The sequence below is a fragment of the Rhodanobacteraceae bacterium genome (genome assembly GCA_024234055.1).
Taxonomy (GTDB): Bacteria; Pseudomonadota; Gammaproteobacteria; order Xanthomonadales; family SZUA-5; genus JADKFD01.
Genome location: JACKOW010000020.1, coordinates 1 through 23,080 on the forward strand (window position 1 = coordinate 1; position 23,080 = coordinate 23,080).

Genomic DNA, 23,080 nt, shown 5'->3' on the forward strand with positions numbered 1-23,080 from the left:
GCCCTGGCCGCCTTGGGCGAGTGACCAACCCACCGGAACCGCTGGTGACTCTATGGTGACTCAAAAGAAAAGGGCTTGCGAAGTTGCCTTCGCAAGCCCTTGATTTTATTGGCTCCCGGAGCAGGGATCGAACCTGCGACCCAGTGATTAACAGTCACTTGCTCTACCGCTGAGCTATCCGGGAACGGTAGAAGCGGAATAATGCCGACTGCCCACGGGCTTCGTCAACCCCTCATCTGAATTGCGACATCCTGACGGCAGCCGGGGTACCTCAAGCCGCTGGCTTCAGGCGATAACAGGGCTTGTAGGGATCACTGCCGGGCAACTTCATGCGGTGCTGTTCCACGAAGGCTTTGAGCAAGGCGTCCATTGCATCCATGATCTCGGGCTCGCCACTGAGCTCGTAGGGGCCGTTGGCTTCGATGGCGCGGATGCCCTCTTCCTTGACGTTGCCGGCGACGATGCCGCTGAAGGCGCGGCGCAGATCGGCCGCCAGTTCATGCACAGGGCGATCGCGGCGCAATTCCAGCCTGGACATGGCCTCATGCGTGGGCGCAAACCGATACTGGAAGGCTTCCGGGATCTTCAACGTCCAGTTGTAGAAGAAGGCATCCTTGGTCTCGACCCGATGATCGGTGACCTGGGCCATGCCCTGCTTGACGTAACGGGCGACCTCAACCGGGTCACCGATGATGATCCGGTAGCGTTCGGACGCGGCCGCCCCCAGGGTAAGCTTGAGGAAGGCGTCGATCTGTTCGAAATAGGCAGCGCTTTCGACCGGACCGGTAAAGACCACCGGAAACGGTACACGCTCGTTATCAGGGTGCAGCAGAATGCCCAGCAGATAGAGGATTTCCTCCGCGGTGCCAACGCCGCCCGGAAACACCACGATGGCGTGACCGACGCGCACGAAGGACTCCAGGCGCTTTTCAATGTCGGGCATGATCACCAGATGATTGACGATCGGGTTGGGCGACTCGGCAGCGATGATCCCGGGCTCGGTGATGCCGATGTAGCGGGTGTTGCTGATGCGCTGCTTGGCGTGGGCAATGGTGGCACCCTTCATCGGGCCTTTCATCGCCCCCGGGCCACAGCCGGTGCAGATGTCCATACCGCGCAGGCCGAGCTCGTAGCCGACCTTCTTGGTGTACTGGTATTCGGTGCGGCCGATGGAATGACCACCCCAGCACACCACCATGTTCGGAGCTTGCTGCGCCCGCAGGATGCCGGCATTGCGCAGGATGTCGAAGACCGCGTTGGTGATGCCTTCGGGCTCGTTCAGATTGGCCCGGGTCTTGATCTCGTTCTCGACGTAGAGAATGTCGCGCAGTACGGCGAACAGCAGCTGGCGGATACCGCGAATGATCTCGCCGTCGACGAAGGACTGTGCCGGGGCATTGATCAGATCGAGTTTGACGCCCCGGTCCTGCTGGACCACGCGCACGTCGAAGTCCGGATGTCGGGCAAGTACCGCGCGAGCGTCATCACTCTCGATGCCGGTGGTCAACACCGCCAGGGTGCAACGCCGAAACAAGGCGTAGAGATCGCCGGTGGTGGCCGCCGTGAGGCGACTGACTTCGGCTTTGGAGAGCACTTCCATCCCGGCTTCGGGATTGATGCGTGCACTGACAGGTCGATGATTCATGGAACATCCTTGCTCTGGCGCAACCCAGGTTGCGCATCCGGTTTCTGATGGTGGGATCTGTCGCGCGCCGATAGCGTTGCCCAGGCCTGCGCGCTGCGCTGTCCTGTTGGCTGAATCGAAGCGACAGTGAAGATTTCGATCGCTGGAAGCGCACGGAGTCGAGTCAGCACAAGCTGCACTCGACACTCCGCCGGCGAATCGTAACCGAAATTACGCAGCTTCGGTGAGCTGGGTGACGCCGATCCCGCCGCGTACCAGTTGGGCATCAAATCCACGCTCGGTCAGCAGAAAGACCGCCGAAGCGCTGCGCCGCCCGGTATCGCAATACACCCAGTATTCCTGGGTCGGGTCCAGAGTCTTGGCCAGTTGACGCAAGCGCGCCAACGGCATGTTGATCGCCCCCGGCCAGTGGCCGCGCTCGAACTCGCTCGGCAAGCGCACGTCCAGCAGCTTGACGCCGGCATGGATGTCGTTCAGCTGCACCTCGCGCAGCAAGGGTGCTTTCAGCAAGCGGGCAAAGGCGGTGCTCGACAGCCGCATCAGCGAGCAGCGCGTCAACGCGCGCACGCTGGCATTGCGAGGTTCACCGGACACCAGCGCCTCTTCACCGAAGGCACGGCCGACACCCAGTTGGGCCAACTCCTCCTCAGAGTTGCCATTCGGATCTTCCAGCACCACCTGGGCTCGGCCTTCGGTGATCACATAGTAGTAGTCACCCGGATCGCCCTGCTTCAGGATGATGCTGCCGGCCTCGAAGGTCACCGACTCCATGTTGCCAAAGATCTGGGCAATGTTCCCGGCCGGGATGCGCAGGAAGGCCTTGCTCTGCAGCAGCGCGGTCATCCAGTCCTGATGTTCGTCGAACTCGGCCTCGGTATCCAGATCGCGCACCTGCACACCACCGGTCTGCGACCAGGTGAGCATCACATCCAGCAATTCCCGATCGACAAACAGCACTTGCGCGGCCTTCAGGCACAAGGCTGTCGCCGAGCGCCTGGGGCCCGGCGCCAGTGCGTAGCGGGCCTCGGGATCAGTGGCGCGCAGCCGAGTGGCCTGACGCTCATCCTGGAGTTCGATTTCACCTTCGATCAGAAAGGCCTGGGTACGGGCCAGTTCGCCGCGACTGAACACCACCTGGCCTGGCTGGTAATTGACCAGACTGCTCTGCTTGGCGAGTTGGGTTCGATCGGAGGGAACCAGCGACTGCAAAGGCACGAAGCGCCCAAACAGGCTGATGTTGACCATGGAGTAGCGCCCGGCATTCAAACCAAGGGCACGGATTCTATGCCCTGCAGCGCCGGGTGACGAGTGGACAATGGGTGAAGGAACCATAAAAACGGCCGATCAGGCCAAGACGAGCTTCTGAGGCCCCAACGAAAACGGCCGGCAAAAGCCGGCCGTTTCGTCAAACACTGGAGCAAAGCTTAGAAGCTGTAGCGGAAGCCCAGCTGCAGCGCCCAGCGCGAGATGCCGCGAGCGTCGTATACACGCTGCGAATCCGGCGTGTTGAAACGATAGACGTAACGACCGGAGGCCGCATCGATACCGCCGTACTCGACGATGCCGCGCATCAGCGGGAAGCCGATTTCCTCGATGACACCCCAGTCCTTGTCGATCATGTTGCCGATGTTGAGGATGTCCAGCCAGATCTCGGCCTTGTTGCCGGCAAAGAAGCCCGGCAGCTCCTGCGAGATGCGAACGTCGAAGTTGTGCACCCAGCTGGAGTAGTCGGCATTACGCTCGGCCACTTCACCCATGTGCGAGCGCAGGTACTCATTGCCCTCGACATAGGCGAAGAAGGCGGCTTCTTCTTCCGGCGAACCGAACAGCACGTCGCCCGGACCCGAGGGGATGTACAGCAGGTCATTGAAGCGACCATCGCCGTTGGCATCGTTGTCGAAGGTGTAGCTGTAGGGCTTGCCACGGCGACCTTCATACACCAGGGAGAACTCGGTCTTCAGATCGTCGAAGAAGAAGTGACGATAGGACACGGCACCGGAGAAGCGATCCTTGACCAGGTAGTTCGAGCGAGCGCTGATCTCTTCATTGGAATTGAAGATGGCGACGTTGCCGAGCTGCGAACTGGAAGTGGAGCTGGTCAGCGGACTGACTTCGTTGGCGTCGGTGTAGGTGTACGCCACCTGCCAGAACCAGTTCTCTTCGTAGGGCTTCTGCAGCGACAGAGTCAGCTGCTGGCCATCGCCCTTGCTGGTGGAGCGGGCGATGATGGCGTCGTTGTAGGCACGGTTGGAGTTGGCACGCGAACCCACGCTCGTGCCGGAACCGAACTGGTTCCAGCGGGACGGATCCAGACCGTTGGCATTCCAGTAGATGTAGCGACCGTCCTGACCCACGGCGGTCGGCGCACCCAGATTCAGCTGCTGGTAGTAGATGCCCTCTTCCACCGAGGTCAGGATGACTTCGGCCGAAGCGACGATGCCGTACCAGGGCAGCTCATGATCGAAAGCCAGATTGGCCTTCCACACGGCCGGCTGGCCCAGATCCGGGTCGATGAAATCGACCGACTGAGTCGCGCCGGTACCCGGCGTGAACTGTGCCAGCTGATCGTTCGGGTTCGGCGAGAAGTTGCTGATACCGCGACTGAAGAAGTAGTCGGTGTACTGCAGACCGGTGTTCGAGTAAGGGTTGGACAGCCACACCGTGGCCGCCGCACCCTGGAACAGGCCCATGCCACCACGCAGCTGGGTCGGACGCTCGGAATCGAAGGTGTAGTTGAAGCCAAAGCGCGGCTGCACCAGCTCGTTGCCGTCGATGGTGGCATCGTTGCGGAAGCCAAAGGTCTCCGAGGCGGCCTGGTTGTAGGTGGGCTTGCGGCTGACGTTCGGAATATCGACGCGGAAGCCATAGGTCATGGTCAGGTTGTAATTGACCGACCAGCTGTCCTGCACGAAGAAGCCGATGTTGTCCAGGCCCCAATCAGCGGCCATGTTGTCGACATTGCCGCCCACCGGGTAGTACAGCTGATAACGGCTGGACGTGCCGTTGGCGAAATCGTTGATGCTGTTGAAGGTATAGACGCCGTTGGTGCGGCGACCGAACAGATTGAAGATGTCGTTCGCTTCGTAGTCCACACCGAACTTGAACTCGTGATCACCGACGAAGTAGTTGCCGATGAAGTAGGAGTTCCAGGTCTGGGTTTCCAGCACGTTGGCGTGGGTGTTTTCTTCCGTGCCCAGATTCAGGGTGGCGTTGCCCACGCGCACGGCGATCGCCGGCAGGTTCGACGCCGGGGTACGCACTGCCGAATAGTCACGGTAGGACAGCTTGAACTCGGTCGAGAAGTTGTCGGTCCAGTCACTGAACAGCTGGGCGGTGGTGGTATCGAACTGGAAGTCACGCTGATACAGATAGCTCGACAGCGACAGGGAGTTGTTGCCAAAACCCGGGGTGTTGGCCTGGCTCTGCTCGGAGCTGCTGTAGCGGAAGCTGGCGCGGTGCTGCTCGTTGATGTTCCAGTCGAGCTTGATCGCGTATTCCTCGCTGGTGGTGTCCAGCGACTTCGGCAGCTGCAGCGTACCGGCGTCAAAACCATAACCGCTGGCAATGCCGATGATCTGATCGATATCGGCCTGGGTGATGTTGACGATGTTGGTCGCACCCGAGCCCACCGGACCGAAGTTGGTGCCGACGCCAGAGAAGGTGCTCTTCTCGTAGTTGGCGAAGAAGAACAGCTTGTCTTCGATCAGCGGACCGCCAAAGGTGCCGCCGTAGGTTTCGTCGGTATCGAAGATGTCCGGGCGGACATCGTTCTGATTCTTGCCGGACCAGTCATTCTCGCGGTAGGTGCCGTAGACCGAACCGTGGAACTCGTTGGTGCCGGACTTGGTCACGGCATTGATCACCGCGCCGGTGGCGCCACCGATGGTGACATCGTAGTTGGCCACCGAGACGTTGATGGCGTCGATGACGTCCATCGAGATCGGCTGCTTGGGCGTCGGCAGCGAGTTGGACTCGAGGCCGAAGGCATCAGAGGTGTTGACACCGTCGATGCGGATCGCGTTGAAGCGGGTGTTCTGACCGCCAGCCGAGATCTCGTTGCGGGCCTTGTCGGTCTGGGCGATGCGCGGATCGAGGCGCACATAGTCCTGGATGTTGCGGTTGATCGACGGGAAGGAGTCGATCTGCTCACGCGAGACGTTGCTCGTGGAGCCCTGATTGTTGGAGCGGAACACATCGGACTGCTGCGAGGCGACCACTTCGATGGACTCCAGCTGAGTCATCGCCGGGTCAAGATCGATGTTGATCTGCGAAGGCTCGCCGAGCAGGAGATTGATGTCGTCCTGGGCTTCACCAGCGTAGCCGTCCTTGGTGACCGTGATCTTGTACGGGCCGCCCACGCGCAGATTGGTCGACGCATACCGACCCTGCTCGTCAGTGCTGACGGTCTTACGGGTGTTCGACGGCAGATGCACGATCTCGACCAGCGCACCCGCAATCGGGCGACCTTCGGGATCGGTCACGCGACCGTTGAGGGATGACGAGGTGGTGCCCTGGGCGAAGGCACCCTGCGAGGCGGCGAGGCCCAGCATGAGACCGAGCACCAAGGCTTTAATCTGCGGCTTTTTCTTCATGACGACTGCCTGACTTGTGTTACGGGATTGGACTGCACTCACCCGACGAACCGCGATCGAACACCGCGCCCCGGCTGATGCAGCGAGAGTTAATAAGAGTTTAACAGTGGTAGATGACGGTTTGCTAACAACCCGGCGTCTTGTCACCCAGAATTAGAGCTGCAGCTCAGACTCGACGACCGCAACTCTGTTCAGAAAAAACTTTCAATTGGACAGGCAAGTTGGCGCCATCCGTGGCCTGCGTCCTGTCCTAGAAGATGCCCATCGACAGCCCCAGCGCCATCCCAGCGCCCAATTGTTCACAATCCCTCAGTCGCAATTCCACTTCATCGCTATGCGCAAGCACCGGTGCCTGCACCTCCTTCCAGCCCAGACCTCGGGCGACACGCTGCATCGAAGCGATCGCTCCACTGCCATCGTTGCCGGCACACACGAACAGCGCGTAGGGCCGGCCAGTCACCCGATCCTGAGCCGGGTAATAGATGCGCTCGAAGAAATCCTTGATCAGCCCGGACATCGAACCGAAGGTCTCCGGACTTCCGATCAGGTAGCCGTCCGCGGCCAGCACGTCCTCAATGTTTGCATCGCTGGCGCCGAGTGAGACCACATCGACGGCATCGGTGGCCTCGGCAGCCGCAGCCATGACCTCGGCCATCTTTCGTGTGCGCCAGCCATGACTGTGATGAACGATCAAGAGTCGGGGACGCATGGTGGTTGATCAGCCTCCTGAAGGTGCCAGGGAATCGGGATCAAGGTCGCTCTTGAGGAACACGAGGGCACGAGGGCACGAGGGCACGAAGAATCTCAATCTCGCCTGAAACTTGCTTTTGCGTGCCCTCTTGCCCTCTCGCCCTCGTCGGACGGGTCACTGCGCGCCCGTCGCCCCCAGATACTTCTGTATACCGTCCAGAAACATTTGCACCGAAATCGCCACCAGCAGCATGCCCATCAGGCGCTCCAACGCGATCAGCGTGCGCTGACCCAGCACCTTGTACAGCGCCGTGGCGGCAAACAGGATCACCGCCGTCGCCAGCCAGGCCGCAACCAGGGCCACGGTCCACTCGAAGTTGCGCCCGGTACCATCATTGGCCAGCAGCATCAGTGCAGCAATCGTCGATGGCCCGGCCACACAGGGGATGGCCATCGGCACGATAAAGGGCTCGCCTTCGGGAATGTCGCCAAACAGGCCGTCGCGTGAGGGAAAGATCATGCGGATGCCGATCAGGAACAGGACGATGCCGCCGGCGATGCTGACTGACTCCTGCCGCAGATGCAGCAGGGCAAGCAGCGCCTGACCCGAGTACAGGAAAAGCAGCAGCACACCCAGCGCGATCACCAGTTCGCGCGCGAGCACGAAGCGTCGACGCTGCGGCGGCAAAGCCTTGAGCAGCGACAGGAACACCGGAATATTGCCCAGCGGATCCATGATCAGAAACAGCAGGATCGCTGCCGAAACGATGTCCATCACGGCGCTGCCGCTGGCGGCTGACGCCCGTCGACAATCGATCCACTCCAGTCCTGCGGTGCGCAGGCGATCATCCAGCTGATCAGCTCGGCGTAGCGCGCCGGCGCAATCAGTCCGTCCATGGCCTCGCCTACATAGACCTTGCGCCGGAAAGCGCTGGCGATCGGCGCTGGCAACAAACCCAGCACACGAACGCCTTGCGCAGCCCATTCGCTGGCCACGATGGCAATCAGGGCGCGCAATCCGGCCTGGGCCACGCCATAGGCGCCCCAATAGGCATCGGTGCTGCGTTCAGGCGAATCTGACATGAACAACATCAGCGGCGACTGCTCGGCAGCACGCAATGCCGGCAGCAACGACTGCAGCATCAGAAAAGGCACATTCAACCCGATCTGGATCGTTCGCAACCATTCTTCAGGCTCGAACTGCTCGATCGGGGTCAGACCGTGCAGGCGACCGGCAGCGTAGATCACGGCGTCCAGATGCCCGCAACCCTCGATGATGCGGGCACACAGATCGGCGAAATCAGCTGGCGTCGCGCCCTCCAGATTCATGGGGTAGATCGCCGGCTGTGGCGCACCCAATGCCTCGAGTTCGTCGTAGAGCTTCTCCAGCGCTGCCACTCGGCGCCCGAGCAGCACCACGCTGGCGCCACGATCTGCGAGCGACAGCGCACAGGCTCGACCCACGGCGCCACATGCGCCCACGACCAAGACTTGCCGCCCCGCCAGACCCGCGCCCTCCCAGGCCTGATCCTGCGGAATCCTGAAATTCGGTGCTTCGGTCAAGCGGCCCCCGCCTGTGCCTGGGCCTCTTCGACCATGCGCTTGAGTTCGCCGGAGGCTTCCAGATCGGCAACGATGTCGGATCCACCAATCAGTTCGCCGTTCACATACAGCTGGGGAAAGGTCTTCCAGTTGGCGTACTGCGGCAGATTGGCGCGGATCTCGGGATCTTCGAGCACGTTGACCGCGTGATAACGCGCACCCGCGCTCTTCAGGCACTGCGCTGCACGCGAGGAAAACCCACACATCGGGAACTGCGGCGTTCCCTTCATGAACAACACGATCGGGTGTGCGTCCAGCAAAGCTTGTATGCGCTGAATTACGTCCATGGCTTTCTCCGATCTGCGCCGGGTGCGGCGCTGCAGCCGGGTATCATACCGACCTCCATGGCAGGAACCGAGCCAGTGACCCTCAAGATCGATACCCATGCGCACGTGTTGCCCCGCGATTGGCCGGATCTGGCGGCTCGCTATGGCGACAACCGCTTTCCCAGCATCGACCACAGCGATGGCCGGCATCGCATCTACAAGGATGGGCAGTTCTTCCGCGAGATCTGGCCCAAGACCTGGGATGCACACGCGCGCATCGACGACTACGAACGCTTCGATGTCTCGGTGCAGGTGGTGTCCACGGTACCGGTGATGTTCTGTTACTGGGCGCCGGGTGAACAGGCGCTGGTGCTGCACCGGACGCTCAACGAGCATTCTGCCGACCTGGTGCGCGAGCATCCGCGCCATTACCTCGGTCTTGGCACCGTGCCCCTGCAGTCACCCAAACTGGCCATCGAAGAAGCCCGCCGCTGCGTTAAGGACCTGGGCCTGCAAGGCGTGCAGATCGGCTCGCATGTGGGCGACTGGAATCTGGACGCACCTGAGCTGTTCGAGTTCTTCGCCGCCTGCGAGGAAATGGATGTTTCCTTGCTGGTGCATCCCTGGGACATGATGGGGGCAGCGTCCATGCCCAAGTACTGGCTGCCCTGGCTGGTCGGCATGCCGGCGGAGCAATCGCGCGCCGTCTGCAGCATGATCTTCGGCGGCGTGCTGGAGCGCCTGCCACGCCTGCGGGTGGCCTTCGCCCATGGCGGCGGCTCATTTCCGTACACGCTCGGCCGCATCGAACACGGTTTCAAGATGCGCCCGGATCTCGTCGCCACTGACAACCAGCGCCCGCCACGCGAATACCTCAAGCGCCTGTATTTCGACACCTGCGTGCATGACGACACCGCACTTCAGTATCTGATCGACACCTGCGGCGCCGATAGACTGATGCTCGGCACCGATTACCCCTTCCCGCTGGGTGAGCAGGAACCGGGGTCGCATATTCGACGGATGCAACTGGACGACACCGAGCGCCAGCGGCTGCTCAGCGGCACTGCTCTGGATTGGCTGCAGGTGGACGCAGGTCGATTCGGGAAACTCTGATCCCGTCTCGCGGCCGCGAGACAGATCAAAGCCTCCGTGGCGGTTCTTCAGCGCAACTCGAAAGTCGCCAGCACCCAGCCCTCGCTGATGTGCTCAGCCATCCTCTCAGCGTCGGTTCGCCGGCATGATTGCCCCAGACGGCCAGGCGCAGTTGGCTGTTTCTGCAGCGATGCCGTCTGAGTCTTGAGTCATCCGCAGCTGCGAGGGCTGTACCCATGGCCGCCGTCCAAAGTCCTGGCGCAGGTCAATGGAACAGCGGCGATGGATCACCCGATTGCTCAGGATCACGAACAGCCAAGCTCCGCCCTGATGGCAATGGATTCGGCTTGCAGCGGTCCGGCGTCGGCCGGGTTGAGCGATCCATTGTTGATGTTGTGCTCGATGGACAGGATCAGTTGACTCATGTGATTGCAGGCTTGGGAGAGATTGCCCTGTTCCATGCTTCTCAGAAGGTTGGCGATTCTCTGGCGCATGCCATTGGCCTGACCCTGGTTCAAGGCACCGCTATTGGCCAGTGCGTCCAGCTGCGAATCGAGCGAGGCAAGTCGATCTTCGGGCTCCTGCGTCAGCGGCGGCAGGTTGGGCGTTCCCTCGCAGGGGAAATGCGGGCCACAGCAGGGCTCGGGCCGGCAGAAGCCGGTGCAACCCTCAACCCTTGCTTTCTGGACGACGGGGCTGGACAGTGCCTTGCAGAAGGTGATGTCGAGTATCGGCAGATCCCCAGCTGACAACAGCCCGGAACCTCTCAGCGAATGGGTTCGAAACACGCCGTTTCCGGAACTTTGATAATCGCTGAAATAGAAGATGTTTCCCTGGCCCCCTGGCGACCTGACGTAAACTGAATGGGCGCCAAGCTCGCCGGCAAGATCGGAAGCCACCGCAAAGGAGCTGGCTGGACCCAAGGAGGTCCATCCGGTTTCACTGCGGCCCGAGGCGTCCGGCCCGAAAGCGGCGCAGGTCGCGTGCTCGCCAAACAGTTCTACACAGACGGCGTCGCCAGCACACGGGGTCGGGCCAGGCAATCTCCTCGCGAGCGCTTGGTCCACCTCGTCCACGGTCGTCGGAATTGCAAGGGTCGCCCCGTCCAGGGTGCAGTAATAGCGCGGATCGCCCGCCGGAGTGATCACACCCACCGGGGTCGTAGGCACATTCCCCAGCGAAAACATGTCTGCCCATTGACAGCGCTGTTCCGGCGTCGCGGTCGATTCCGGTGGCCTCGGGTCCGGCCGGTGGGGCGTGGCGAGCTTGTATAGGCAGCTTTGGGGAACATTGGGCAATTCGTGAACCGCATGTGCCGCCTGGCCAACCAGCGCCCCCAGCATGATCAAATATCGAAAGCTCATCGTGTGCATGACACCCCCCTTGTGTTGGTCTTGCAGATTGCCGCTCAACTCCGGCAAGGCTGCTACTGAATCTAGGCGGCCGCTCACTTTGAGTCCTGATGATCATATGATGTTTTTATGATGCCGGCGGCTACCCCGTGCTAGCTTTCAGCGCCATGGAAAGCGTTTGGCCAAACAATTCAGAGCACACCGCCTCTTTCTATATGAACGGCGTGCTGGTCCAGTGCGACGCCTTGCGAATCAGCGGCAAGAAGTGCTCGCGTCGGATCGAGCCCAAAGTGATGGCCCTGTTGATTGCGCTCGCAGAACGACCAGGGCAACTGTGGAGGCGCGACGAACTGGTCGCCCGCCTATGGGCTGGCGACTCTGCGAGCGATGAGGCGCTGACACGAATCGTCTATCAATTGCGCTCCGCGTTGCGCGATGTGGCCGCGTTAGCTGACGCGGTTTTTACGCTGCCCACACTCGGCTACCGACTGGATGCAGAAGTCTGGAATGCCGGCCCGACAGCCGAGGCAGCGCGTACTCGGACGTCCTCTTTGCCGGCTTTTTCCGTCGCGGTTCTGCCAGTTGCGGATGTGTCCGCAGACGGCAATGGCCGACTGCTCTCGAACGGTCTGACCCGCGACCTGACCATGCTGCTGGCGCGAACACCGCAGTTCCGGGTGGCGCCTTGCAGTTCGGCGGCACGCTTTTCGATCGATGCACCCGGCATGGGCATGAGCGAGATGGGTGAGGCATTGAACTCGCGCTATCTGGTCTCGGCGACACTCGCACTCATCGAAGACATTCTGTGCATTCGCGTTGACCTCAGCGACGCCGCCGAGGGCGTGCTGCTGTGGGCGGAAAAGTATCAGACCGCCGTCAGCAACTTCTTCGAGGTTCAGGAAAACGTGGTCTGCAGCATCACGACAGCCATAGCCGCCAAGGTGAACATCACGCAGCCGCTGCGCGCGCGGCGCATCGGGCGCTTCAATCTTTCCGCGTATGAGCGGGTGCAGGCGGCAGAGGCGCTGCGCTTGAACTACGGCCGCGACAGCGCGCGTCGGATCGTCGCGATGCTGCAGGAAGCGCTGGCCATCGAGCCCGATGATCCGGTCACGCGCGCGGCGCTCGCCGTGCAACTCAGCCAGAACGTGGTCAGTCAATGGGCCGAGGATCCGCCAGCCACCATGGCGATGGCCGATGAGCTGATCGCGCAAGCATTGGCGGCGGCGCCAAACTCCCCTGAAGTGCGCGCGTCCGCCGGTATTGTGGCGACCATGTTCCATCGACCCGACGATGCGATCACCCACCTGGAGATCGCGACCGCGCGCAATCCGAATGATGCGCATGCGCTGGCGGTGCTCGGCTGGCAACACTGCCTGCGCCATGCCGATCCGGGCGGCATCGGCTTGATCGAAACCGCCGAGGCCCGCGCCCCGCATCACCCGCGGTTCGGCCTGTGGGCCACCTACCGCGCCACCGGCCATTTGTTCATGCTCGACTATGCGGCTGGTTTGCGCGGTGGCCGGCAAGCCGTCGAGCGTACGCCCAACTATTATCAACCGCACCTGACCTGCGCCTGGGCACACGCGGGACTCGGTGACCTGGATGCGGCAAGGCAGGAGATCCAAGTGGCTCAGCAACTGGAATCTGCCGAGATCCTGGAGAGGTTCGTCGTCGAGATGCGCAAATGGGCATCGAACTCACCCAACAAGACCGCGTGCTGGGCGGTATTGGAGGCGCTCCGCTCGTTGCCGGAACTGTTCGAAAATGGTGGCACATCCCTGTGCCAGGGTGAATCCGAACAAGCACCTTAGGGAGCAAGTCTGGAATTCCGGAATGGACTTGTTCCGACCTTTCCTGACAGGCGAATTCGCAGCAACGGCGCGCTTCTTCGCCCTTACTTGAAGGTAATCTCGCGCAGCCGGTATTCACCGGTGATCTGTCGAATACCCGGATAGGTCTTTGTTGTCGCTCGGCTTTTCTCTTCATTGGCCTCGCCCCAGGCCTTCATGAAAGCGTCGTAACGCTCCTTGCTCGGCTCGAGGTCAGCAGCGCTCTTGGCCCGAGTGACCAGTACCACGTTGAAATCGCCGCTCAGCGGTAGTTCACTGACGTAGACCGAATAGCTTTCGATCTGGCCAAGTTTCTTGCGTGCTTCGGCTGCGGCCACCCAAGTGCCGCGAATGCCTTCCAGGTAATAGTCGATCATGTTGGCGTCCACATGTACGGTGGACACCTGCGAGACCGAAGTGCTGGTGTCGTAATCGGTATAGGGCTTGAGCTGGGCAAAAGCCGGCTGCGCCAGACCGAACGCCATGACGAGTAACAGCGGTGTGCGTAGTTTCATCGTGTTTGTCTCCCCGTGTGTTTGTCTTCAGCTTGCCGCTCAACCCCGGCAAGCTGGGAAAGACTGTATGCCACTGCACAGAATGAGTCCTGATGACTACATGATTTTTTTATGATGGCGGGAAACTACTGTCAACCGCGCCTGACCTGCACCTGGGCGGAGCCGGAAGCGCTGCGCTCGTGTAGATCACTACCAGCGATAGCTGAACTCGACCCCGTACTGCCGCGGCGGACTGATGGCGGCATTGGGATACGAGCCGAGCGCGGTGACCTGAGTAATGCTGCGATCGTCGGTCAAGTTGTTGACGTACAGCGCCGCATCCCAGGCACCTTGATGCGGATGTACGGCAAAGCGCAGATCCAGTCGGTTGGCACTACCGCCCTTGAAAGTGTTGCGGTCCTGATTGGTCTCCAGGAAGTACACCTCGTCCTGGTAGCGCCAGGCCAGTTCGAACAAGCCCTCGAAATCCTTCCCCAGATCCAGTGCGTATTGCAGGCTGGCGAAGAACGAAATCTCCGGCGCCCGAGTCAGCACATTGCCCGCCGCACTCACCTGCTCCAGCGGGATCGGCGCGCCGAGCAGGAACATCAAGTCTTCCGGCACCTGTAGCGTATCGAATCTGGCCAGCTCGGTGTTCAGGAAGGCAATGTTGCCATCCAGACGGAGCCTGTCGGTGACCAGCAGGCTTGCCTCGAACTCCAGACCCCAGGCCTTGGCCGCGCCAGCGTTGACGATGTTGACGCCGCCCGTCGGTACCGGAAGGCGTACCTGAAGGTTGCTGTAGTCATAGGTGAATCCAGCGGCATTCAATCGCAGACGCCCTTCCAGCAGCTCAGTCTTGACCCCGATCTCGAAGGCCTGGACTTCTTCTTCCTCGAAGGCCGGACTCAGACCGAAGGAGTTGAAGCCGCCACTCTTGTACCCTTCGCTGTAGCTGGCGTAGGCGAGTGCGTTCGGCAGGACGTCGTACTCGAGAACGGCGCGTGGCGAAAAGTTATTGAAGCTCGCGGCGCTGGTGAATACAGGCGGATCGGCGAACAGCGTGCTACCGGGAATGCGGGAGCCGGCGGGAAATGGTCCGAGATCAATGGGAAGGACACTTTCGCGGATGGTTGCGACGGTCTGCTTGTTGGCAAAGCGCTTGTCCTCCTTGCTGAAACGACCACCGAGCGTGAGCGAGAGCCGATCGGTGAAGGCATAGCGGGCATCCGCAAATGCAGCCCAGGATTCGAGCTGCTGTCGGGCGTCAAACCTGGCCGCGGTACCCGCCCCGAACAGCCCCTGGAAGTTGTTGATATCGAAGATGACATCCGTGTCTTCGCGGTAATGGTAGGCACCCACCGTCCAACGGAATGGATCATCGGCGTTGCTGGACAGCCGCAGCTCGTGGGAGCGTTGCGTGGAACCGATGGTGCCGCTGTTGTTGAACAGGGTGAACGGCGTGCTGTCGGAATCCTGCCTGCCGCGCAGTCCGTAGTCGCGAAAACCGGAGATGGCGACCAGCGTCGCGTCGCTGAGTTTCCAGCTCACTTTCACAAGTGCATGGGTGGCATCGGTTTCGTTGTCGCTGGGGTCATCGAAAGAAAATTCGTTGTTGTTCAGCGCGTCGTCGAGGTCGTCGCGCCGAATGAAGGGCGAGGACGGCTGGCCGGGAGCCACTGGCGCCACGTTGATGGTGGCGGGATTTGCTTGCTGATTGCTGCGCTCAAGCATCCACTCGGCGGTCACCTCGTTCGACGCTTGCCAGGCGAGCGACAGCCGAACGGTCTGATCCTCTCTGCCGTTCACATTCTCGCCCGTGAAAGTATTCTCACCCCAGCCGTCTACATCGGCGTAGCCGATCGCGACACGACCCTGCAAAGTGTCGGTCAGAGGGCCGGAAGCGGCACCGAGCACCCGACGTTCTCCGTATTCGGCAAGACCCAGTCGGAGGTAGCCTTCTGGCTCCGCGGTGGGGCGTGCGGGTCGCACCAGCAGCGCGCCGGCCGTGGCGTTGCGACCGAACAGGCTGCCTTGAGGCCCGCGCAGGACCTGGATCGATTCAATGTCGACCAGGTCGCTGGTCGAGAGGCTCAGGCGTCCGACGTACATGTCGTCCAGATAGACGGCCACCGGCTCATCGTTGAAAAAGTTGCCACCACCGTTGGCACCGCCGATGCCCCGGATCGACACGGGTGCCGCGCCATAATTCACGCTGTTGGTGGTGTACAGGTTCGGGACGAAAGCGCCCAAGTCCTCGATGGACTGCACGTCGTGGCGGACCAGAAACGCCTCATCCAATGCGGTCACCGCGATCGGGACATCCTGAATCTCCTCGTCCCGGCGCTGCGCCGTGACCATGATCGACTCGAAGGCCAACGGTTCCTCGTCAGCGACCTGATCATTGGCCCGGGAATGGGCTGCTTCTGACCCGAGGGCGCCCGCCACTATCAGGAAAAAGCGGGTGATGCGCCAGGCACAGGTCATGGATTGAAAGCGCTCAAGCTCGAACTTCGTTAATCGGCCCGAGCTGATGCCTGAGTCTGCATCTTGACCCCTGGGACCCTGCTCCAATGCACGTAATCTATCGTCCCTGAACCGCTCCTACCAGTGCGCACCCAAAAAGCTACCGACCCGCCTGACTGGTACTCCGTCAGCAACGCGGCTGAACGGTTCTACCGCAGCCTTTCCCCTACGCCGCGCAAGGCATCCAGCCCACGTTCCAGCAAGGTTCGTTGGCCAACAACAACACGCGCCTGTCCGCGCATGCCCACCTGCAGCTTGCGCGTGTCCGCCGCATGGATGCTTGCATCCGCGACAAATGCGCTGATCTCCATGCTGACCAGTGGCTCGGGACTGAGCCACTGCACCTCGGCATCCACGCTGCCGTAGCGTTGCACCGGATAGGCGTCGAACTGCAACCGCACACGCTGATGCACCTGCAGCCGTGGCAGGGCCGCTTCGGGCAATTGCAGGCGCGCCTTGATGCCGCCATCAACCCGCGCCAACTGCGCCAGCACATCGCCGGCGTTGACCACGGCGCCCGGCGTGCGCGTCGGTAGTCGCAGCACCGAAGCCGGATAGGGCGCGCGCACCTGACGCCGGTCACCTTCGCTGTCGACCAGCTCACGCTCCAGCGTAAGCATCTGCTCGCGCAATCGGCGCTCCTGCGCCGCCTCATCGCTACGCTCGGTCTCGCGCTGGCTGCTGCGCTGCTGCGCAGACAGGCGCAGACCTTCGATCGTACGTTCGCCCAGTACGCGCTCCTTCTGTGCCTCCGACAGGGCCAGCCGATACTTCAACAACTCCACTTCGGCAACTACACCTGCGCTACCCAGGCGCTCGGCGCGCGCCAGCACTTCAGACTGGGTGCTGACCAGTTCGCGCCTGAAGGCCAGTTCGCGCTCGGCGCTGGCCAATTCGGTGCGCTGCAGCGCCATCGCCTGCTCGTGCGACTTCTCCAGTTGCTCGACGCGCACATGCAGGGCGGCGAGTTCGTCCTGCCACTGGCGCAGCTGCGAGCGCTTGCGGCGCAGTTCGTCATTTTCCAGCTCGAACATCAACGCCCCTGCGTCGACCTGCTGCCCCTCGGCCACCAGAACGCGCGACAGCTTTCCGGACATCGGCGCCTGCAGGTCGTCGGCATCAGTCGCCGGCACCAGCACGAAAGGCGCCACAGCAACCTCGGGCAACGGCATCCAGACGGAAAAACCGATGGCGGCGATGCTGATCGCAAGCAGCAGCATGCCAGTCCAGCGTGCGACACGTGCTGGTGGCTCTGTGGGCAAGAGTCCCGATGCATCCTGAAAGTTCGGCGTCGGGCTGTTCATAGGCCCAACTGCTGACTGTGCAGGAAGAAGTACAGGCCGCGCGCTTGCAGCAGCGCGTCATGGGTGCCGCGCTCGGCAATCTGGCCTTGCTCCAGCACGATGATCTCGTCGGCCTCGCGGATGGTGCTCAAGCGATGAGCGATGACCAGGCAGGTGCGCCCGCGCGCAATCTGCGCCAGATTGCCCTGGATGGCGCGCTCGCTTTCGCTGTCGAGTGCGCTGGTGGCCTCGTCAAAGATCAAGATGGGCGGATCGTGATAGAGCGCCCGCGCAATCGCGATGCGCTGCCGCTGACCGCCGGACAGCGCCAGTCCGCTGTCGCCGATGCGGGTCTCATAGCCCAGCGCCAGGCGCGTGACGAAGTCATGTGCATAAGCCTGCTGTGCGGCGCGCATGGCGCGATCCAGATCGGGCTCCGGGTCGCCAAAGGCGATATTGGCCAGCACCGTGGCGTCGAATAGATGATTCTCCTGCAGCACGAATCCAATGTGTCGGCGCAGATCGCGATGATTCAGCTGGCGCGAATCGACCCGATCAAAGAAGATCGCACCGGCCGTTGGCTCGATCAGTCCCGCAATCAGCTTGACCAGGGTGGTCTTGCCGCAACCGCTGCGACCGACCAGCGCATAGGTGCGCCCCGGTGCCAGCTGCAACTGGATGTCCTTCAGGATTTCCGGCGCCTGGGGGCCTCCGTAGCGAAAGCTCACGGCCTCGACGGCGATCTCACCTTGCAGACTGGGCACGGGCCGCAGATGCGATCGGTCCCTGCCCTGTTCGGGCTCCTGCTCGAAAATATCACCCAGACGATTCAGCAATACACTGACGAACTGCAGCTCATCCCAGGCGCCGAGCGCCTTGAGTATGGCCGCAGCAGCCATCGCCAGCAGGCTGTTGAAGGCTACCAGCGCGCCGACACTCAGTTCTCCGGCGATGACCTGCCTGGCACCCACCCACAGAAAGGCCAGCAGCGTGGCAAAGCCAATCGCCTGCAGTGCACTGTCGTAGGCCATGACCATGAAGTTGCCGCGGAACTGTTGGCGCGACACTTTCAGGAACTGCGCCAGCATGGCGTCACGGAATACCAGCTCGGCGCCGCCAGCCTTGACCGCTTCGATGCCGCGAATGGCATCGATCTGGTGCGAAGCATAGCGACCGTGCGCCTCTTCGATATCGGCATACAGAGGCCGCAGCACGCGACGCGACACCCACATCAGGCCGACGTAGAAGGGTACAGTCAGCGCAAACACCGCCGCCAGCGGCAATGAATACATCGCCATCAACAACAGCGCAGCGCTTAGTTGCAGCAGCGCCAGGGCCCCGCCGATACCCTGCTGGACGAGGAATTGGCGCACCTGGCGGGCACCGTCCAGACGCCGCTGGATATCGCCGGTACGACGGGTGTGGAAGTAACTCATCGGCAGCGACAGCAGACGTCGCGTCAACACATCGAGGGCCGCGCTGTCTACACGCACGGCGACAAAGGCCAGCAAATACTGTTGGATCAGCTGCGCCAGCAACAGGAAGCCCAGGGCCGCGCCCATCGCCCCCAGCACCAGGGTGAGCAAGTCGACGTCCTGATCGACGATCACCTGATCCACCACGAATTGGGTCAAGACCGGGAACAGCAGGCTCAACACGCTCACCAGGCCCGCCAGGCCTGCCGCCAGCAGCAGTGAATGGCGATGCGGCACCAACAATGCCCACAGCCAGCTCAAGCCGACGCGGGGCGGTTGTTCGTTGGCGAGAAAGGCATCGGTGTAATCAAAGAGCGCGCTGTAGCCCGACCAGGCAGCCAGGAACTGATCGCGCGGAATCCTGCGCTTGCCCAGGCCGGGATCGGCTATCCAAGCATGGCGACCGTCAAGTTCGTACAACACCACCCAATGATGGCCTTGCCAATGGCAGATGGCCGGTAGCGGCAATTGATCCAGATGTCGGGCCGACACCTTGAGCGAACGAGCGGCCAGACCGAGTTCTGCAGCGGCAGCGCACAGTCCCATCAGACTGCTGCCGTCATGAGCCGTGTGCGCCAGTGCTCGCAAGCGTGACAGGCTGATATCGCGACCAAAATGGCGGCAGATCATGGCCAGGCAAGCGGCACCACAATCCATCTCGTCAATCTGCGCCACGAAGGGGAAAGGTCTGAATCGGGATCTGCGCCGACGGAACAACCCGTCTTCGGCAAAGATCTCGTCCTCGTCGGCCGACTCCATGCCTGCCAGCGGATTCGCCGTCTGTGCTTCGGCCGGCAACAACTCCTCGGCGAAATCGAGGGGAATGCGCGCCTGCACCCGGTGTTCGTACTCGGCAAGTCGTTCGCTCAATCGGAGATCGAATTCCGGGTAGCGTTCGCGCAGCTGCTGCGCCGCCTCGATCGGCAACAGCAGCAGTTCGCAGTCAAGAAGCGCCTCGACGTTGGCAGCGCGGGGCTCACCGGTCAACAGCGAACGTTCGCCGAAATAATCTCCGGGCCGGTACACCGCCAGATGCTCAGGGTCTGCGGGGCTTCCGCGCCAGGCACGAGCGCGGCCTGCACGCAGGATCATCATCGGCCCAGCGGCATCTCCCTCACGGACGATCAGCTCGCCACGAGAAACAGTGGCGGGCTCAAGCGCGGCCATCAGCGCCCGCAAAGCCGGCGCCGGCAGCCGCCCAAAATCGCTGGACTGGAAAAGAAATGATTGCAGAATGCGCCAGCGCGACATCAGCTCCAGGCTTTGTCGCAGTTCTGGATAACGCTGCAGCAGCTCCTGAAAAGCCGAACGGCCCAGGCGCAATGCGCTTGCCCTGGTGCTGGCGCGCACGGTGGCCGTACGGACTCCGCCATCGAAAAGTGCTGCCTCGCCAAATTCGTCGCCGGGCAACAATCGTCCCAGCATGATTTCGCCGCCATCAGCCTTGGCTTTCACCGCCCGTGCTCGGCCATCCACCAGCACGAAGAAGGCATCGGCGGCCTCGCCTTCGGCAACGATGACGTCGCCAAATTCGTAATCGACCTGATCGAACAAAGCCCTGACGGCTGCCACGTGCTCGGGCGGCACAAAGCGCAGCAGCGAACTGCGTTCCAATGCGTCTCCCAACTCCAGATTCACCGGGTGATCTCAGCCATGGCCCACGGGGATGATCCATCGCACATGTTTCGAGGCTAGCGCGTCGAAGTGCTGTTCGACTATGACCGAATCGATGCGCGCGAGCACATCGGCGTCGGTAAGCCTGGGCTCGGTACGCTGCAATGTCGAGAGCAGCAGAAACCGCCCGTCCAGGGACAATGGCGATGAAGCCGCACCCAACGCACCGGCGCACAGAATCGGGGCCCATTCGGCGGGCAATTCGTCGATGAAACAGGAATCCTGCCGATACGGATAACCGTTGGCAGCAGCCACCGATTCGAGGGTCGTGCGATCCTCATTGACGCAGCTACGCGCTTCGAGCGCGGCGTTGATGCTGTCGAATTCGGCGCTGAGGAAGTGGACCCGTGTCAGCGATCGTCGCAAACGTGCCAACACACGCGTCCGGGCTTCGGTCGACAACAATTGCCCGCGCTGATCGTCGAATCGTTGTTCCCACTCGCGCCAGCATGCGCTGGGCGCCGGTGCAGTCGACGGCAAAGGCAGTTGAAGTTCAACCGCCATCGCGACCCGCCAGGACAGCGCTCGAACCACCGCCGCGAACTGGTCGCTCAGCAGGAAATCGATCTCTGCCTCGCGGTCATCCCGGCTGGCCACACCCGAACTGCGTCGACTGATGCAGTCGTGGAGATCGGTGTAGTCCAGCCCTCGCAATGCCAGCCAGGCTTCGCATTCTTCTGCGCTGATCAGATCGTGGCGGTAACGAAATTCGGCGATCGCGTCTTCGACTGAATTGACACTCGCGCCGGGTGCACCACCCAGGATCAGGCCGTTGAAGGACTGGCTCGAAAAAGATCTGACATCGCCGACAGTCCAGTGTCGCGTGCCCGCAACAAACACTGGCAAGTGGGTGCTGGAGCCTTGCGACGAACTCATTCTGGCAAGACGACATTTCGCATGGCAGTGCCTGTCCGCCCACAGGGTCGTGAGCTCGGTTGAAACCCCATCCCTTGCAACGGAACCGGGCGCCGGGTTGCGCGATTCGCTGCGCCCCGGCGTCCCATGTTGCCATCAGGACTGCATCAGCTGCCGCGAGCGGCGGCTTCACGCACCTTCTGTACGGCAGGCAAACCGCCCTTGGCATCCTTCTTGGGTTTGAGGTCCTTGGCGACCTTCTTGGCGGCTGGCTTTGCGGTTTCGGCTTTCTTTTTCATGAGGGTTGCTCCAGTTCGGATCTATGGATGACAGTCACTGATCAATGATCTGGCAATGAGCCGAGGCGATCAGCCGCCGCGAGCCGCAGCTTCACGCACCTTCTGCACGGCCGGCAACAACAGGCCGCCCTTGGCGTCCTTCTTCGGCTTCAGATCCTTGGGCGCAATCTGGGACTTCGGCTTCGCAGTTTCGTTCTTCTTGCTCATGTCTGTTCCTTTGCATGGGCTGCGGCGCTTTCAGCCCTGAGGAGTTGGTGTAGCGCCTTGATGATTAGAAACGGAGGCTGCTCGCACTCGGGGACCATGACCAATGGCAGATATTGTTCGAGATCCTCGTCATCCTCGTCCAGTATTCTGATACACGTCGCGGACAAGTCCGCAGGGCTCATGCCCACCGCTTGAGAATCGGCAAAAGAATGGAAGCCCGCTGATGCAAGACGTCGAAGCTTCTCTGGAGCTCTATCGGTGGTCCACACAGGATCCGAACGCACAGGCAGCCGCATTGGCAGAGATTTTTCGTCGGATTCGGCCGGGGCAAGAGCCACAACTGCTTCGTGAGGACTTTGCCGGCAATGCTGCCGATTCAGTCGCCTGGATCGCCGGCGGTCGGCAGCGTCGTGCGATCGCGGTGGATATGAACGCGCCGACATTGGAGCACGCCAAGCGCCGTGCCGATCGACTTCTGGGCAAACGTGCTGAACGACTCCACTTTGTTTTGGCGGATGTGCACCAGATTGCGCCACCGCAGGTGGCGGCTGCCGATGTCTTGTCGGTACTGAATTTCAGCAGCTTCTATCTGCATACCCGGCGTGCCTTGCTGCGCTATCTCAGGCATGCACACAGCACGCTGAGCAAACGCGGAATTCTGGTGCTGAATGCTTTCGGTGGCCCCGCTGCCATGCGTGCCCACGTCGATCACCATCGAATTCATCCAGAGCGCGAGCGCGGCCAGATCCGCGCCCTGCCCGCCTTTGATTACTACTGGGAACAGCTGGGCTACGACGCCTGCACATCACGTATCCATTGTCGGATCCATTTCGACGTGAACGATGTCGAACAGATGAATGGCAAGCGCCGTATCGCCAACGCCTTTGAATATGACTGGCGCTTGTGGACACTGCCGGAATTGACCGAAGCGATGCGCGAGGCCGGCTTTCGAAAGGCCCAGGTTTGGCGGCATACCGCCAGCGGCCCACCAGACCGACCCAAGGTCTTCCTCGGGCCAGTCCGGAAGCTGTCTGACCAGGAACTCTGGGTCGCATACGTGGTGGGTATCAGGTGACGACTTCCGGGAAATGCTGCATCTTGCTGGCCACACAGCGGAAACGATGTCGCCGATGAAGAGCTCGGATAGCGTTCGAGAAAGGCCTTCAAGCTCCCGATGGACCTGCTTCGCTTCGATC

17 protein-coding genes and 1 tRNA gene are annotated in these 23,080 nt (G+C 61.6%); 3 read left to right on the plus strand and 15 right to left on the minus strand.

Going from position 1 to position 23,080, the window contains the following annotated elements; genetic code table 11:
* Positions 1-109: 109 nt before the first annotated feature.
* The 8 genes from H7A19_19565 to grxD all read right to left on the minus strand — a co-directional run bounded on the left by H7A19_19565 (position 110) and on the right by grxD (position 8,816).
* Positions 110-184: transfer RNA gene (locus H7A19_19565), tRNA-Asn, on the minus strand.
* Between the two features lie 87 nt (positions 185-271).
* Entirely contained in the window at positions 272-1,645 is a 1,374-nt protein-coding gene (locus tag H7A19_19570) for an LOG family protein (GenBank protein ID MCP5477033.1), read from the minus strand.
* Positions 1,646-1,855: 210 nt separating this feature from the next.
* The gene (locus tag H7A19_19575; GenBank protein MCP5477034.1) at positions 1,856-2,890 is read right to left on the minus strand and encodes a cyclic nucleotide-binding domain-containing protein; all 1,035 of its coding nucleotides are present in this window, start codon (positions 2,888-2,890) and stop codon (positions 1,856-1,858) included.
* A gap of 179 nt (positions 2,891-3,069) precedes the next feature.
* The gene (locus H7A19_19580; protein MCP5477035.1) at positions 3,070-6,237 is read right to left on the minus strand and encodes a TonB-dependent receptor; all 3,168 of its coding nucleotides are present in this window, start codon (positions 6,235-6,237) and stop codon (positions 3,070-3,072) included.
* A gap of 250 nt (positions 6,238-6,487) precedes the next feature.
* Entirely contained in the window at positions 6,488-6,946 is a 459-nt protein-coding gene (locus H7A19_19585) for an NAD(P)H-dependent oxidoreductase (GenBank protein MCP5477036.1), read from the minus strand.
* A 156-nt stretch (positions 6,947-7,102) separates the two neighbouring features.
* Positions 7,103-7,702 carry a YhgN family NAAT transporter gene (locus H7A19_19590; protein MCP5477037.1) on the minus strand — a complete coding sequence of 200 codons (600 nt, stop codon included), beginning with the start codon at positions 7,700-7,702 and terminating at the stop codon, positions 7,103-7,105.
* Entirely contained in the window at positions 7,702-8,490 is a 789-nt protein-coding gene (locus tag H7A19_19595; GenBank protein MCP5477038.1) for an SDR family NAD(P)-dependent oxidoreductase, read from the minus strand. The genes H7A19_19590 and H7A19_19595 overlap by 1 nt, the downstream gene beginning before the upstream one ends.
* Positions 8,487-8,816 carry a Grx4 family monothiol glutaredoxin gene (grxD, locus tag H7A19_19600; GenBank protein ID MCP5477039.1) on the minus strand — a complete coding sequence of 110 codons (330 nt, stop codon included), beginning with the start codon at positions 8,814-8,816 and terminating at the stop codon, positions 8,487-8,489. The genes H7A19_19595 and grxD overlap by 4 nt, the downstream gene beginning before the upstream one ends.
* A gap of 57 nt (positions 8,817-8,873) precedes the next feature.
* Here grxD and H7A19_19605 point away from each other — a divergent pair, with 57 nt between their 5' ends.
* A complete protein-coding gene (locus tag H7A19_19605; GenBank protein MCP5477040.1) occupies positions 8,874-9,908 on the plus strand; it encodes an amidohydrolase in 1,035 nt (344 codons plus the stop codon).
* A gap of 284 nt (positions 9,909-10,192) precedes the next feature.
* On the opposite strand, the gene H7A19_19610 is transcribed toward H7A19_19605, so the two are convergent.
* The gene (locus H7A19_19610) at positions 10,193-11,299 is read right to left on the minus strand and encodes a hypothetical protein (GenBank protein ID MCP5477041.1); all 1,107 of its coding nucleotides are present in this window, start codon (positions 11,297-11,299) and stop codon (positions 10,193-10,195) included.
* Positions 11,300-11,532: 233 nt separating this feature from the next.
* Here H7A19_19610 and H7A19_19615 point away from each other — a divergent pair, with 233 nt between their 5' ends.
* Complete coding sequence (locus H7A19_19615; protein ID MCP5477042.1) at positions 11,533-13,053, plus strand: winged helix-turn-helix domain-containing protein; 1,521 nt, start codon at positions 11,533-11,535, stop codon at positions 13,051-13,053.
* 83 nt (positions 13,054-13,136) lie between these two features.
* Here the strand turns inward: H7A19_19615 and H7A19_19620 are convergent, their stop codons facing one another.
* From H7A19_19620 to H7A19_19645, 6 genes are all read right to left on the minus strand, one after another.
* The gene (locus tag H7A19_19620) at positions 13,137-13,586 is read right to left on the minus strand and encodes a hypothetical protein (protein ID MCP5477043.1); all 450 of its coding nucleotides are present in this window, start codon (positions 13,584-13,586) and stop codon (positions 13,137-13,139) included.
* A gap of 189 nt (positions 13,587-13,775) precedes the next feature.
* Entirely contained in the window at positions 13,776-16,052 is a 2,277-nt protein-coding gene (locus H7A19_19625; protein ID MCP5477044.1) for a TonB-dependent receptor, read from the minus strand.
* 188 nt (positions 16,053-16,240) lie between these two features.
* Positions 16,241-17,311 carry an HlyD family efflux transporter periplasmic adaptor subunit gene (locus tag H7A19_19630; GenBank protein MCP5477045.1) on the minus strand — a complete coding sequence of 357 codons (1,071 nt, stop codon included), beginning with the start codon at positions 17,309-17,311 and terminating at the stop codon, positions 16,241-16,243.
* Between the two features lie 80 nt (positions 17,312-17,391).
* Positions 17,392-20,487 carry a peptidase domain-containing ABC transporter gene (locus H7A19_19635; GenBank protein MCP5477046.1) on the minus strand — a complete coding sequence of 1,032 codons (3,096 nt, stop codon included), beginning with the start codon at positions 20,485-20,487 and terminating at the stop codon, positions 17,392-17,394.
* A 9-nt stretch (positions 20,488-20,496) separates the two neighbouring features.
* Positions 20,497-21,399, minus strand: coding sequence for a hypothetical protein (locus H7A19_19640; protein ID MCP5477047.1), 903 nt, complete (start codon positions 21,397-21,399; stop codon positions 20,497-20,499).
* A 347-nt stretch (positions 21,400-21,746) separates the two neighbouring features.
* A complete protein-coding gene (locus H7A19_19645) occupies positions 21,747-21,884 on the minus strand; it encodes a hypothetical protein (protein MCP5477048.1) in 138 nt (45 codons plus the stop codon).
* Positions 21,885-22,107: 223 nt separating this feature from the next.
* Between H7A19_19645 and H7A19_19650 the strand changes: the two genes are divergently transcribed.
* Positions 22,108-22,959: a class I SAM-dependent methyltransferase gene (locus H7A19_19650; protein MCP5477049.1), complete on the plus strand. Its 852-nt coding sequence runs from the start codon at positions 22,108-22,110 to the stop codon at positions 22,957-22,959.
* The last annotated feature ends 121 nt before the right edge of the window (positions 22,960-23,080 follow it).

Excerpts from the sequence above, each read along its gene's own strand:
- H7A19_19570 (MCP5477033.1), bottom strand. The coding sequence starts at position 1,645 with ATGAATCATCGACCTGTCAGTGCACGCATCAATCCCGAAGCCGGGATG.
- H7A19_19575 (MCP5477034.1), bottom strand. The coding sequence starts at position 2,890 with ATGGTCAACATCAGCCTGTTTGGGCGCTTCGTGCCTTTGCAGTCGCTG.
- H7A19_19580 (MCP5477035.1), bottom strand. The coding sequence starts at position 6,237 with ATGAAGAAAAAGCCGCAGATTAAAGCCTTGGTGCTCGGTCTCATGCTG.
- H7A19_19585 (MCP5477036.1), bottom strand. The coding sequence starts at position 6,946 with ATGCGTCCCCGACTCTTGATCGTTCATCACAGTCATGGCTGGCGCACA.
- H7A19_19590 (MCP5477037.1), bottom strand. The coding sequence starts at position 7,702 with ATGGACATCGTTTCGGCAGCGATCCTGCTGTTTCTGATCATGGATCCG.
- grxD (MCP5477039.1), bottom strand. The coding sequence starts at position 8,816 with ATGGACGTAATTCAGCGCATACAAGCTTTGCTGGACGCACACCCGATC.
- H7A19_19605 (MCP5477040.1), top strand. The coding sequence starts at position 8,874 with ATGGCAGGAACCGAGCCAGTGACCCTCAAGATCGATACCCATGCGCAC.
- H7A19_19615 (MCP5477042.1), top strand. The coding sequence starts at position 11,533 with ATGGCCCTGTTGATTGCGCTCGCAGAACGACCAGGGCAACTGTGGAGG.
- H7A19_19620 (MCP5477043.1), bottom strand. The coding sequence starts at position 13,586 with ATGAAACTACGCACACCGCTGTTACTCGTCATGGCGTTCGGTCTGGCG.
- H7A19_19625 (MCP5477044.1), bottom strand. The coding sequence starts at position 16,052 with ATGACCTGTGCCTGGCGCATCACCCGCTTTTTCCTGATAGTGGCGGGC.
- H7A19_19630 (MCP5477045.1), bottom strand. The coding sequence starts at position 17,311 with ATGCTGCTGCTTGCGATCAGCATCGCCGCCATCGGTTTTTCCGTCTGG.
- H7A19_19640 (MCP5477047.1), bottom strand. The coding sequence starts at position 21,399 with ATGAGTTCGTCGCAAGGCTCCAGCACCCACTTGCCAGTGTTTGTTGCG.
- H7A19_19645 (MCP5477048.1), bottom strand. The coding sequence starts at position 21,884 with ATGAGCAAGAAGAACGAAACTGCGAAGCCGAAGTCCCAGATTGCGCCC.
- H7A19_19650 (MCP5477049.1), top strand. The coding sequence starts at position 22,108 with ATGCAAGACGTCGAAGCTTCTCTGGAGCTCTATCGGTGGTCCACACAG.